Below are 12,572 nucleotides of genomic sequence, written 5' to 3' on the forward strand. Positions count from 1 at the left end.
AGTACCGGGCGCGCCGGGCGTACCGGTCGGGTGCCGTCAGGCCGAGCGACGGCGGCCGGCGAGGACGCCGAAGGCGACGCCGGCGATGCCGACGAGGATGCCGGCGACGCCGAGGACCCGGGCCGTGGTGTCGGTGGAGGAGGCCGCGGCGGTCTCGGTGTGGTCGCCGGCCTCGTCCTCGTGGCCGGCCTTCGCGTCCGTGGCGGCGGAGGCCGAGGCGGTGGGCGTGGCACCTCCGCCGTGGTGGTCCGCGCCGGCGGCCGAGAGCTTCAGGACGGGGGCCGGGTTCTGCGGCTCCTCGGAGCCCTTCTGCTCCTCGATCCAGCGCACGACCTCGTCGTTGTCGTAGGTCTGGACGGCCTTGAGGACGAGCTGGTCCGTGTCCTCCGGCAGCTGGCCGAGGGAGAGCGGGAACTGCTGGAACTGGCCGGGGCCGATCTTCGAGCCGTCCGCGGTCCAGGTGACCTTGGAGACGGCCTCGTTGATCTGCTTGCCGTGCAGCGTCAGCGGCTTGTCCAGCTTGGCCTTGGTGACCTCGGCCTTCCAGCCGGGGACCGGCTGCGGCATGACGGAGGCGAGCGGGTGGTCGAGCGGGAAGTTGACCTCCAGCTTCACGGTGGAGGCGTTGTCGCGCTCGTTCGGGACCTTGATGTTCACGGTCGCGTAGCCGCCCTGGGCGGCCTCGCCCTGCGGCTGCACGCTCACATGGGCGAAGGCCGTGCCCGAGAGGAGCACGACGGAGGCGGCGGCGGTACCGGCGGCGAGGGCGACGCGGGACAGGTTCATGGAAGACACTCCGGCTCGGTGAAGGGGCCCGTGACGGGCCCGCGAGAGAGAAGGCGGTCCGGTCCGGCACCCCGGGACGCCGCGGGCGGACCCGGGCGGAGGGTGCGGACGGGCGCGGTCCCGCTCCCCCTGGAGCGGACCGCGTCAGGCTGCGAGGACGCAGGCGGCGGCCGGCGGGCCGCGGCGGATCACCGTGTGCTGGAGTGCCCCGGCCACCGGCGGCGGCGAGGGGTCGAGGGCGGTGCGGGGCCGGCCGCGCGGACCGGCCGGGGCCAGCGCCGCCAGACCGGCGAGCAGGGACCGCACGAGCCGGAGCGCCGCGCGCAGGGAGCGCACGACCACGCCCTCGGCGAGCCCGGTGGCGCGCTGCTCGGAGAGCTCGAAGAGCCGGACCAGCGCGAGGTCGCCCCGGCGCAGCAGCCAGCCGGCCACCAGGGCGGCGAGCAGGTGCCCGAGGACCATGGGCAGGCTCGGCAGCAGGGCGTCCGCGGGCGTCGCGCCGGCCGCGTGCATGCCCGCGTGGGCCTGCGTGGCGGCCGGGTCGATCCCGGCGCGGTCCAGGATCCCGGCGGCGTCGCCGGGGGTGAGGGAGGCCGCGCCCGAGCCGCAGACGAGCTTGGCCGCCATGCGTACGAGCGCGTCGTCGGCCTGGGCGCTCAGCGCGAGCTGCCGCTGGCCGAGGCCGAAGAGGAGGTGGAGCCCGAGCTGTCCGCCGGCGAGGCAGCCGACGACGAAGCCCAGGGAGCGCTCGCGCCCGGTGAGCAGGACCGTGACCCCGAAGACGCCGAGGAAGCCGGCGAGGAGGGTCCACAGGGCGATGCCCGCACAGGCGGCGAGGGCGTGTCCCAGCGCGGACAGCACGACGCAGACCGCGGTGAACACCGCGGCCCTCAGCAGCCGTGGAGCGAGCGCGGGGGCAGACATGGCGGCCCCATCATCGCACCAGGACACCCGCCTCCAGGAGGCAGGTCCGCAAGGTCGTTCTTGGGGGTGTTCGGTAGGACATACACCGGGGTCGGGGGCCCTCGCGTCCGCCGAACGGGCGCTCTGGACGCCGCAGGGCGCTTACGGACCGCCGCGCGCGGCAATAGCTAGGGGTATGTCGAGCCGCTGCCGGGAGGCTGGAGCATGAGCATCTGGTGGTCACTCCATCTGCGGCGCGAGGCCGCGAGCGTGCCGCTCGCCCGGCGCCTGTTCCTCGGCACCATGGAGACGGCCGGGGTCGATCCCGACGTGTCCTACGAGCTGTCGGTGGCACTGACCGAGGCGTGTGCCAACGCGGTCGAACACGGTGGCGGCACCGCCGCGGGCCGAGGCTCGGAGGCGTACCGGGTGACGGCCTTCCTCGACGGCGAGACCTGTCGCATCGAGGTCGCCGACGCCGGTCCCGGCTTCCCCGCGGTGCCCTCGGCGCCCGCCCCGGCCGCCCGTCCGGACGCCGAGCACGGGCGGGGGCTGCGGCTGATCGAGGAGCTCTCCGACCACGTCCACTTCGGCCGCTCGGGGCGGGGCGGGGCGGTGGTCAGCTTCGACAAGATCCTGAAGTGGAAGGACAGCCCGTCCCTCCTGATGGCCTGAGAAGCCGAGAAGGGCCCCCGGAGGGGCCCTTCTCCAGCGCGCGCGGGGGTCAGCCCTTCAGGGCCGCCATCCACGCCTCGACCTCGTCGGAGCGGCGCGGCAGCTGGTCCGACAGGTTTCGGTTGCCGTCCTCGGTGACGAGGATGTCGTCCTCGATCCGGACGCCGATGCCGCGGTACTCCTCCGGCACGGTCAGGTCGTCGGCCTGGAAGTAGAGCCCGGGCTCGACGGTGAGGCACATGCCCGGTGCGAGGGTGGTGTCGACGTACGCCTCGGTGCGCGCGGCGGCGCAGTCGTGGACGTCCATGCCGAGCATGTGGCCGGTGCCGTGCAGCGTCCAGCGGCGCTGGAGGCCCAGCTCCAGGACGCGCTCGGCCGGGCCCTCGACGAGGCCCCACTCGACGAGCTTCTCGGCGAGCACCCGCTGGGCGGCGTCGTGGAAGTCGCGGTAGGCGGCGCCGGGCTTCACCGCGGCGATGCCCGCCTCCTGCGCCTCGTACACGGCGTCGTAGATCTTCCGCTGGACGTCGGTGTACCGGCCGTTGATCGGCAGGGTGCGGGTGACGTCGGCGGTGTACAGCTCGGTGGTCTCGACGCCGGCGTCGAGCAGGAGCAGGTCGCCGGAGCGGACGGCGCCGTCGTTGCGGACCCAGTGGAGGGTGCAGGCGTGCGGGCCGGCGGCGCAGATGGAGCCGTAGCCGACGTCGTTGCCCTCGACGCGGGCGCGGAGGAAGAAGGTGCCCTCGATGTAGCGCTCGCTGGTGGCCTCGGCCTTGTCGAGGACCTTCACGACGTCCTCGAAGCCGCGGGCGGTGGAGGCGCAGGCCTTCTCCAGCTCGGCGATCTCGAAGGCGTCCTTGACGAGACGGGCCTCGGAGAGGAAGACCCGCAGCTCCTCGTCCCGCTCGGCGGTGACCTTGTCGGTGAGGGCGGCCTGGATGCCGGCGTCGTGGCCGCGCACGGCACGGACCGGGCCGGTGGCCTCGGTGAGGGCGGCGGCGAGCTCGCGGACGTCCTTCGCGGGGAGGCCGAGCAGCTGCTCCGCCTCCGTGAGGGAGTGGCGGCGGCCGACCCACAGCTCGCCCATGCCGTCGAGCCAGAACTCGCCGTTCTCGCGGTCGGAGCGCGGCAGCAGGTAGATCGTGGCCTCGTGGCCGTCCCCGGCCGGCTCCAGGACCAGGACGCCGTCGTGGGTCTGGTCGCCGGTGAGGTACGCGTACTCGGTCGAGGCACGGAAGGCGTACTCGGTGTCGTTCGACCGGGTCTTCAGGTTGCCGGCCGGGATCACCAGGCGCTCGCCCGGGAAGCGGGCGGAGAGCGCGGCCCGGCGCGCGGCGGTCTCGGCCGCCTGCGGGATCGGCGCGAGCCCGGTCAGCTCCGTGTCGGCCCAGCCGGACTTCATGTTCTCGGCGAGCTCGTCGGAGACGCCCGGGTACAGGCCGTTCTTCCGCTGCTTGATCGGCTCTTCGGCCTCGTCCGGGGTCTCCGGAGTGAGCTCTTCGGCCACGGGTCTGCCTCCTCTTGGTACGACACTGAACCCCCTCCATCGTACGGTCGTGCGGAAGGGGGCCCAGGGCCGGAAGACCCGTTACCGCGTGGACGCCGTCCCGGCTCAGTCGAAGCGGGCGGCGAGCAGCACCACGTCCTCGCCCTCGCTCGCCGGGTCGAGGCCGTCGGGGAGCAGGGTCCGCAGGACGTGGTCGGCGACCGCGCCCGGGTCGTCCCGGTCCGTCCGGGGCACGCTCGCGGCGGCCGCGTGGAGCCGGGCGAAGGCCCGGTCGATGGGGTCGCCGGTACGCCGCAGCAGCCCGTCCGTGTAGAGCAGCACCGTTTCTCCTGGCGCGGGGGACAGCTCCACGCTGGGCGCCTCCCAGCAGGAGAGCATGCCGAGCGGGGCGGAGAGCGAGGTCTCCACGTACTCGGTGCGGCGCTCGCCGATGAGCAGCGGCGGGGTGTGGCCGGCGCCGGCGAGGACGAGCCGGCGGTGGGCCGGCTCGGCGTAGGCGAAGAGGGCGGTGGCCGAACGGGCCGGTTCGGTGAGCCGGAGGAGCAGCTCCAGGTCGGAGAGGACGGCGACCGGGTCCTCGCCCTCCATCACCGCGTACGCGCGCAGCGAGGCGCGCAGCCGGCCCATCGCGGCCAGCGCGCTCGGCCCGGTGCCGGAGACGGAGCCGACCGAGAGGCCGAGGGCGCCCTCGGGGAGCGGGAGGGCGTCGTACCAGTCGCCACCGCCGCGGGGGCCGGTGTGGTGCCGGGCGGCGAGCAGGACCCCGGGGACGCGGGGGAGCCGGCTCGGGAGCAGCTCCTCGGCGACGGTGGAGACCTGGACGCGGGCCCGCTCGACCTGGAGGAGGCGGGCGAGGTGCTCGGTGGCGAACCGGCCGTAGAGGCCGATGAGGTGGCGCTGGCGGTCGGTGGGGGCGGCCGGCTCGTCGTAGAGCCAGACGCCGGCGCCGATCCGGCCGGTCTCCTCGGTGGCGAGGGGGAGGGCGTAGCTGGCGGCGTAGCCGAGGCGGGCGGCGACCTCGCGGTGGCGGGGGTCGAGGCCCTCCTCGGTGCGCACGTCGTGGATGGCGATGGGCTCGGGGACGCGGCTCGGATCGGACGGGTCGGGGAGCCCGTCGAGGAGGCGGCCGTAGCTGCTGGTGCCGCGGGGGACGGTCTCGATGGTGCCGAGGTCGGCGTGGGCGAGGCCGAGGCCGATGGTGGTGGTGGGGCCGAGGCCGTCGGCGGGTTCGAGGACGGCCATGCCGCGGCGGGCGCCGACGAGGGCGGCTCCCGCGCCGAGGAGCTCGTGGAGGGCCTCGTCGAGGGTGGCGGTCTTGATGAGCCGCTCGGTGAGTTCGTGGAGAGTGGTGAGGTCGGAGACCCAGCCGGCCAGGCGGTCCGTGATCAGGACGCCGGGCCCGGGGGCCGCGTCGGAGGGTGCCGCCGCGGCGGGGACGCCCGCGAGGGGCGCCTTAGTGTGCGGTGGGGCGGGAACCGTGGAATCGATTCCGGCCACTTTCGGGAGGTGCTGCTGCAGGTGCTTCGGCAGATGTGGGGAGCTCATCTCGGTCGGCTTTCCGACCGGTGCGTTTGACGCCATGGCATCGCAAACCCCCATGTCATATTGCGCCGCTCGATGTCTCCACATCTACACGCACCCGAGGAGTGATGTCCAGCATTGTCCCCATGGGACTTCTGGTGTCCGGGTGACCTTCCGGGAGCTCGTGCGCAGGGGTTGAAGTGGGCTGGAAGTTGGCTGAAAATTGCCCCCGGTGTGCACCATTTGCGGTCGACTGGCGTCGTTTGAAAGCGCGTCATTCTGAGCGTGTGGGGTACGTAATCGATGACAGGCAGGGGCAGTTGATGGCGCCCCGGGATCGAGACGCGGCACCCCGGCGTCGTACGTGCCGCAGGCCGCGGACCCTCCCCGCGTGGCGGGGATCGTGTTCTGAACCGGCTTCGACCCGACTGTGACCCGGCCCCGTTCCGGCCGGCCCCGCCCCCGAGCGGGACGACGCACCGCCGACGCTGTACGCGCTGATACGCACGGTGAAGAGATCTGCACATGGTGTGATGTGGATTCGGCGTTCAACGGAAAGGAACGAGCGCTCATGCGCGAGATCCTCGGAAGGCGACGCAGGCTCCGGTTCCGGCGCAAGGCGAGGGCCGCACGACAGGACGCGGCGGTCACCTTCGCGGTCGAGTGGGACTGGCCCGTCCTGCCGGGAGTGGGCCTGGAAGAGCCCGCCGGTACGGCGAAGACCTCCGGTCGCGGCGGTCTGCGGGCCAAGACCGGAACCGGCAGAGCGGAGCGGTCCGGCACGGGCCGTGCGGAACAGCCCGGCGCGGGCCGGGCGGAGAAGTCCGGGGCCGGTGCCGCGGTCGAGCGGTCCGGCCGTACGGCCGGACGGCCCGGGGGCGCGACCCGGACCGGCGGCGACGGGCCGGTGTGCGCCTGCCCGGACGCCGACTGCGTGGTCCCCGGCGCCCACCCCTTCGACCCCGGTCTGCTGGCCGCCACCACCGACGAGCGGATGATCCGCTGGTGGTGGACCCGGCGCCCGGACGCCCCCATCGTGCTGGCCACCGGCGGCCGCGCCCCGTGCGCGGTGAGCCTCCCGGCCCTCGCGGGCGCGCGCGCCCTGCGGGACCTCGACGCGATGGGCATGCGCCTCGGCCCGGTGGTGGCGACGCCGACCCGCTGGTCGATCCTGGTCGCCCCGTACGGCCTCGAACGGCTCGGCGAGCTGCTGTACGCGAAGGACAGCGTGCCCAGCTCGCTGCGGTTCCACGGAGAGGGCGGCTATCTGTTGCTGCCGCCGTCCACGGCGGGCACCGGACAGGTCCGCTGGGAGCGGGCGCCGCTCGCCGACTCGGCCCGTCCGTGGCTGCCGGACGTGGAGGCGGTCGTCGACGCCCTGGTCGCGGCGAGCACGGCCACCCCGGGCGGCGGGAGCCGGCTCGCGTACTGACCGTTCACCCGAACGGGTGCGTCCTGGGCCGACGCGTACGGGAATCCGGCGCGCGGCCCGCCGGGCTCCCGTCCGGCGCGGGTAGGTTCGGCCCCACCGTCCGTGATCGTTCCCGGCTCCGGGACCGGTCCCCGAACAGAGCAGGTGGGTCGCATGAGTCGGCTGAGCCCGGCGCAACTCCGCATGGCCGGCCTCGGCACCGCCGTCGCGATCGCCGTTCTGGTGCCCCTGGCCGCCAAGGCCGGTCAGCCGGACGAGGCACCACCGAGGCCGACGTCCCGCGCCGCGGCGGGCGACGCCAAGCCGGGCGGCGGACCGTCCGGTACGGATACGGGCGAGGGAGCGGAAGCGGGGGAGGGAACGGGCGAGGGGCCCGGCGGAGTGGCCGGCGAGCTGCTGGGCGACCTGGGGCTCGGGCCCGAGGCCCGTACCGCCGGGAGCGCCCGGCCCGTCGCGCCGGTGCAGGCGCCTCCACGGGAGCGCGCCGCCGCGGCGCCCGAGCGGGTCAGCCGCTGCGGTCCCGAACTCGCCTCGCCCGAGGGCGTCGAGGCCCAGACCTGTGTCCTGTCCGAGGGTCCGGACGTCTGGGCGCGGACGTACTACCGCAACGCCACCGGCCACGAGATCGACGCGATTCTGACCCTCATGGCGCCCGGTGGCCGGACGGTCCAGGTGCGGTGCGCGGTCCCCGCGCTGGACGAGCCGGACACCTGTGAGACCCCGAGGGAGCCGGGGACGGGAGCCGTCCGTGCGCACACGGCCGTGGCGGAGTTCGCGGGGAAGGGCGAGGGCGGCGACGCGCCGCTGCTGCTCCGTGCAGGCAGCAACACGGCCGACGACGAAGCGAGTTGAGAAAAGGCCCCGGCGCGACGGCGGGGCGGACATGGAAACGCCCGGTCGCTGGCGACGGGGGATGCACCAGCGACCGGGCTTCCAGAACGGTAACAAGAGATCTGCTGTTCGCAAATTCGATCTCGGTTATTCGGACAGGGATTTACCGCTCCGTAGGTTCCGCTGTGGCGGAAGTCACCGACTGGTCGGTCTGTCAGTCACCGATACCACCTGGGGTATCAGCTGAGAGTGACCTGACGGTTCGTGAGGCCGCCGCGCGCCCGGCGCTCCTCGCCGGTGAGCGGGGCGTCCACGGCGAGCGCCTCGGCCAGCCGCTCGGCGAACTCGGCGGCGGGCTTCTCGCACTCCTCGGCGGTCATCGCCGACGGCAGGTCCCACACCGGGACCATCAGGCCGTGGGCGCGGAAGGAGCCGACGAGACGGGTGTCGGGGCCGAGCGAGGTGGTGCCGGCGACCTGGAGGCGGGCGAGCGCGTCGAGGAGCTGCTCCTCCGGGTGCGGCATGACCCAGCGCAGGTGGTTCTTGTCCGGCGTCTCGCACCAGTAGGCGGCGTCGACCGAGTCCAGCTTCACCGTGGGGATCGCGGCGGCGTTGGCCCGCTCCAGGGAGGCGGCGACCTCGGGGTCGGCGCCGTCCGTCGACTGCGGGATCCAGAACTCGAAGCCGGTGTGGACCTCGGGCGCGAAGGGCGCGTCGGCGTCGAGCAGCTCCTGGAGGCGCGGGCCCTCCGGGTCGACGCGGCGCGGCGGCACCGGGTTGCCGGGCTCGGTCTCCAGCGCGCGCTGGAGCGTGTCGGCGAGGTCGCGGGACAGGTCGCCGGAGGTGCCGTCGTTCTGCAGGGCGAGCAGGACGGAGCCGTCGTCGCGGCGGAGGGCGGGCCAGGCCATCGGCAGGACCGTCGCCAGCGTCACCGACGGCACGCCCTCGGGCAGCCCGTCCTTGAGGGTGAGCGGCACGGTGGCGGCGGGCACCAGCTCGCGCAGCGCGACCAGGTCGCACTCGCCGGGCAGGCCCTCGAAGGGGCGCTGGACGTGCTCGGTCGCGGCGTGCGCGGCGGCCCGGCCGTGGCACGCCTTGTAGCGGCGGCCCGAACCGCACGGGCACGGCTCGCGCGCGCCGACGACCGGGATCTCCCCGTTCGTGACCTGTGCCTGGCCGCTCTTGCCGGCCTTCGTCTGGGGGCGCTTCTTGGCCATGGTGTGGCTTTCTCCCGATCGCGATGCTGTGTCGGGCGCGAGCCTAGCCGCCCGGACGCCGCCGGAAGCTCAGCCGTGCCACGACCACCCGATGGATCGGATACGGGCTCCGCCGGCGCGGGCGCCCGGGCCCGGGCGCGGGCCGGGTCCGTATCGGTGGACCGGGCCGGGTCCGTATCGGTGGACCCGCCCGGAGCCGTATCGGTGGACCGGCGCCCGCAGCCGTACCCGTGGTGCGGCCCGAAGCCGTCGCCGGGGACCGGCCCGGAGCGTGACCGCCGGCAGACCGGGAGCGCCACCGGGCGCGTGCCCCACCGTCGGTCCGGGACCTGATGTCGGTCCGGGACCTGCCGTCGGCGAGGTGCCCGCCGTCGCTCCGGGGGCTGCCGCCGTCGGTCCGGGGCCCGCCGTCGGTCCGGGGCTCAGTCCAGGTCGTCGTAGGCGTCGAGGAGGTCGAAGCCGGAGCCACCGGCGCCGACCCGGGCCGCGAAGTCCTCGCGGCGGTGGCCCTCCGTGACGATCACCCAGACCGTGACGTCGCCCGTCGCGCTGTCGCGCACGCCCCAGTCCTGGGCCAGCGCGCCGATGATGTTGAGCCCGCGTCCGCCGCGTGCCGTGACCGAGGGCGTGGACGGGATGGGCCTCGTGGGACCGCCTCCGTCCGTCACCTCGACCGTCAGCCCGCCCGACGGATCCAGCCGCCAGGCCGCCAGCACGTCGCCCTCTCCCCGGTCGCCCCGGCCCAGCGGCCTGCCGTGCCGGCAGGCGTTGCTGAGCAGTTCGGACAGGATCAGGACCGCGTCGTCGACGACCGATTCCGACACCCCGCTGCGGTACAGCTCGTCCCGCATCCGGTGTCGCGCTTCCCCCACGCCCGCAGGGCCATGGGGTACGGCCATGCTCGACGACGTGGGCACCTTCTGTGCCACCACCAACGCCACCCCCGAGACCTCCTTCGCCCCACGCCACGGTGTGGATGCCCCGGTGACCGCGACCGGAAACCGCCTGTTCCGGGTGGGGTGGAGCACAAGTGACGATCGCGTAGGCGTCGAACGCGCCGGTGCACACCCCCGGGTCGCCCCGGGACCGCCCCCGGGCCGCCCCGGCGGGGCGCCCGGAGGCGTGGCTCAGGCGCGTCCGAGGTGTTCGAGGACGGCCTTGGGGCGGTTGGTGATGATCGCGTCGACGCCCAGCCGCAGGCAGAGCTCGACGTCCTCCGGATCGTCCACGGTCCAGACGTGGACCTGGTGACCGGCCTTCTGGAGGCGCAGGATGACGGCCGGATGGTGGCGGACGATCCGGATGGACGGCCCCGCCACGCACGCGCCCGCGGGCAGGCGTCCGTCGCGCAGCCGGGGGGTGACGAACTGGGTGAGCGAGACGGTCGGGAGCGTCGGCGCGGCGGAGGAGATCCGGTACAGGGAGCGGGCCGAGAAGCTCATGATCCGTACCGGGGACTCCTCGGCCGCCACGGGCGCGTGCAGGCCGAAACGCTTCAGGAGCGCGAGCAGCCGGTCCTCGACCTGGCCCGCCCAGCGGGTGGGGTGCTTGGTCTCGATGGCGAGCTCGACCCGCCGGCCGGCGTCGGAGACCAGCTCCAGGAGCCGTTCCAGGGTGAGGACCGAGGTGTACTCGGGGTCGCCCCAGTCGGGGCTCTCACCGGGCTCGCCGGAGTCCTCGCGCTCCTTGAACCTCTTCCAGGCGCCGAAGTCCAGCGCGGAGAGGTCGGCGAGTTCGAGGGTGGAGACGGCTCCGCGGCCGTTCGAGGTGCGGTCGACGCGGCGGTCGTGGACGCAGACCAGATGCCCGTCGGCCGTGAGCCGTACGTCGCACTCCAGGGCGTCGGCGCCGTCCTCGATGGCCTTCACATAGGCGGCCAGGGTGTGTTCCGGCGCGTCCTCCGAGGCTCCTCGGTGGGCGACGACCTGGACGGGGCCGGGGTGCGGTTGCTGCCGTGCGTGGGTCACCGCGTCATGGTGCCATTGGCGGGGCGGCCCGGGTACTCCGCACCTGTCCGTTCTGTCCGGTTATAAAGGAAGGGGTGCGGATGCACAGCTCCGCCTTACCGCGGCCTGACGTCGCATGGGAAAAGCTGTGCCCAGCACCCTGGAGCGACCGTCACCGTCCCCGCGCCGTGAACGAGGAGAGCGAGCTGTGAGCACCGAGAACGAGGGCACCGAGGTTCCGGCGGACCCGACTGCCCCGTCCGCCCCCGCCACGCCGCCCGTCCCCGCCACCCCGCCGCCCGCCGCGCCGACGGCCGGGCAGGCCCCGCAGCCTCAGCCGGCCCCGCAGTTCGCGGAGGACGCGCCGACCCAGGTCCAGCCACCGGTCCCGGCCGCGCCGCCGGCTCCGGCGGCCGCTCCGGCCGCCCACCCGCACGCGCCCGTGCACGCCCCCGAGCCCGCGGCTGCCGCCGCGGGGGGCGGTGGCTGGCCTCCGGCGCCTCCGGCCGTACCGTCCTGGGGCGAGCCGGTCCCGGCCCTGCCCGCGGACCCGGCGCGCAAGCGCACCGGCGGGCTCGTGGCGGCGGTCCTGGTGGCGGCGCTCGTCGCCGGCGGCATCGGCGGCGGCATCGGCTACTGGGCGGCCCAGCGCGAGGACAGCGGCCAGGCGTCGACGACGGTCGCCTCGGGCGAGGCGCCCGCCTCCTTCAAGCGGGAGCCGGGCACGGTCGCGGCGGTCGCCGCCAAGGCGCTGCCGAGCGTGGTCACCATCCAGGCCAAGTCGGGCGGTACCCAGGGAGAGGGCGGCACCGGCACCGGTTTCGTCTACGACCAGGAGGGCCACATCGTCACCAACAACCACGTGGTGGCGTCGGCGGCCGAGGGCGGCACGCTCTCCGCGACCTTCTCGGACGGCCGGACGTACGACGCCGAGGTCGTCGGCCGGGCCGAGGGCTACGACGTGGCCGTGATCAAGCTGAAGGAGGCCCCGAAGGGGCTGAAGCCGCTGCCGCTGGGCGACTCGGACAAGGTGGCGGTCGGCGACTCGACGATCGCGATCGGCGCGCCCTTCGGCCTCTCCAACACGGTGACGACCGGCATCATCAGCGCCAAGAACCGCCCGGTGGCCTCGGGGGACGGTGGCGGCAGCGCCTCGTACATGAGTGCCCTCCAGACGGACGCGTCGATCAACCCGGGCAACTCGGGCGGTCCGCTGCTCGACGCGGCCGGCGCGGTGATCGGGATCAACTCGGCGATCCAGTCCACCGGCGGCGGCTACGGCCAGTCGCAGGCGGGCTCCATCGGCCTCGGCTTCGCGATCCCGGTGAACCAGGCGAAGGCGGTGGCCGAGCAGCTGATCAAGACGGGCAAGCCGGTCTACCCGGTGATCGGCGCGACCGTGAACATGAACGACAAGGGCGAGGGCGCGCAGATCGCCGAGCAGGGCGCGGGCGGCACGGAGGCGGTGACGCCGAGCGGTCCGGCGGCCGAGGCGGGCCTGCGGCCCGGCGATGTGATCACGGGCTTCGGCGGCCACCCCATCGACAGCGGTCCATCCCTCATCAGCGAGATCTGGACCCACAAGCCGGGCGACTCCGTGAAGATCACCTACGAGCGTGACGGCAAGACGGCGACGACGACGGTCGTCCTCGGCGAGCGCACCGGCGACAGCTGACCGGCCCACGCGCGCGTGGGAGGCGCGCTGTCGTACCCGCGCCCGCTGGTCGTCCCACGCGCGCGTGGGGACGTGGAAC

11 protein-coding genes are annotated in these 12,572 nt (G+C 74.4%); 4 read left to right on the top strand and 7 right to left on the bottom strand.

Annotated features, from left to right (window positions below):
- Positions 1 to 36: 36 nt before the first annotated feature.
- Both ACFQ8C_RS03885 and ACFQ8C_RS03890 read right to left on the bottom strand, forming a co-directional pair.
- On the bottom strand, positions 37 to 786 hold the full coding sequence (locus ACFQ8C_RS03885; protein ID WP_383451980.1) for a YcnI family protein: 750 nt from the start codon (positions 784 to 786) through the stop codon (positions 37 to 39).
- A gap of 144 nt (positions 787 to 930) precedes the next feature.
- Positions 931 to 1,710, bottom strand: coding sequence for a hypothetical protein (locus ACFQ8C_RS03890; RefSeq protein WP_383451983.1), 780 nt, complete (start codon positions 1,708 to 1,710; stop codon positions 931 to 933).
- Between the two features lie 204 nt (positions 1,711 to 1,914).
- Between ACFQ8C_RS03890 and ACFQ8C_RS03895 the strand changes: the two genes are divergently transcribed.
- A complete protein-coding gene (locus ACFQ8C_RS03895) occupies positions 1,915 to 2,364 on the top strand; it encodes an ATP-binding protein (RefSeq protein WP_383451985.1) in 450 nt (149 codons plus the stop codon).
- Positions 2,365 to 2,413: 49 nt separating this feature from the next.
- Here ACFQ8C_RS03895 and ACFQ8C_RS03900 read toward each other — a convergent pair whose 3' ends face one another.
- Positions 2,414 to 3,871, bottom strand: a complete 1,458-nt coding sequence (locus ACFQ8C_RS03900; protein ID WP_383451987.1) for an aminopeptidase P family protein — start codon at positions 3,869 to 3,871, stop codon at positions 2,414 to 2,416.
- Positions 3,872 to 3,976: 105 nt separating this feature from the next.
- Positions 3,977 to 5,470, bottom strand: coding sequence for a PP2C family protein-serine/threonine phosphatase (locus ACFQ8C_RS03905; protein ID WP_383451989.1), 1,494 nt, complete (start codon positions 5,468 to 5,470; stop codon positions 3,977 to 3,979).
- A 493-nt stretch (positions 5,471 to 5,963) separates the two neighbouring features.
- On the opposite strand from ACFQ8C_RS03905, the gene ACFQ8C_RS03910 reads away from it, so the two are divergent.
- Entirely contained in the window at positions 5,964 to 6,824 is an 861-nt protein-coding gene (locus tag ACFQ8C_RS03910) for a bifunctional DNA primase/polymerase (RefSeq protein WP_383451991.1), read from the top strand.
- A gap of 153 nt (positions 6,825 to 6,977) precedes the next feature.
- On the top strand, positions 6,978 to 7,676 hold the full coding sequence (locus ACFQ8C_RS03915) for a hypothetical protein (protein WP_383451993.1): 699 nt from the start codon (positions 6,978 to 6,980) through the stop codon (positions 7,674 to 7,676).
- Between the two features lie 218 nt (positions 7,677 to 7,894).
- On the opposite strand, the gene ACFQ8C_RS03920 is transcribed toward ACFQ8C_RS03915, so the two are convergent.
- The 3 genes from ACFQ8C_RS03920 to ACFQ8C_RS03930 all read right to left on the bottom strand — a co-directional run bounded on the left by ACFQ8C_RS03920 (position 7,895) and on the right by ACFQ8C_RS03930 (position 10,839).
- Positions 7,895 to 8,872, bottom strand: coding sequence for a DUF5926 family protein (locus tag ACFQ8C_RS03920; protein ID WP_383451995.1), 978 nt, complete (start codon positions 8,870 to 8,872; stop codon positions 7,895 to 7,897).
- Between the two features lie 422 nt (positions 8,873 to 9,294).
- Entirely contained in the window at positions 9,295 to 9,900 is a 606-nt protein-coding gene (locus tag ACFQ8C_RS03925; RefSeq protein ID WP_383451997.1) for an ATP-binding protein, read from the bottom strand.
- Between the two features lie 99 nt (positions 9,901 to 9,999).
- Positions 10,000 to 10,839 carry a glycerophosphodiester phosphodiesterase gene (locus ACFQ8C_RS03930; protein ID WP_383451999.1) on the bottom strand — a complete coding sequence of 280 codons (840 nt, stop codon included), beginning with the start codon at positions 10,837 to 10,839 and terminating at the stop codon, positions 10,000 to 10,002.
- Positions 10,840 to 11,026: 187 nt separating this feature from the next.
- Between ACFQ8C_RS03930 and ACFQ8C_RS03935 the strand changes: the two genes are divergently transcribed.
- A complete protein-coding gene (locus tag ACFQ8C_RS03935; protein WP_383452000.1) occupies positions 11,027 to 12,493 on the top strand; it encodes a S1C family serine protease in 1,467 nt (488 codons plus the stop codon).
- Positions 12,494 to 12,572: the final 79 nt, after the last annotated feature.

It is taken from the genome of Streptomyces sp. NPDC056503, assembly GCF_042794995.1.
Lineage (GTDB): Bacteria > Actinomycetota > Actinomycetes > Streptomycetales > Streptomycetaceae > Streptomyces.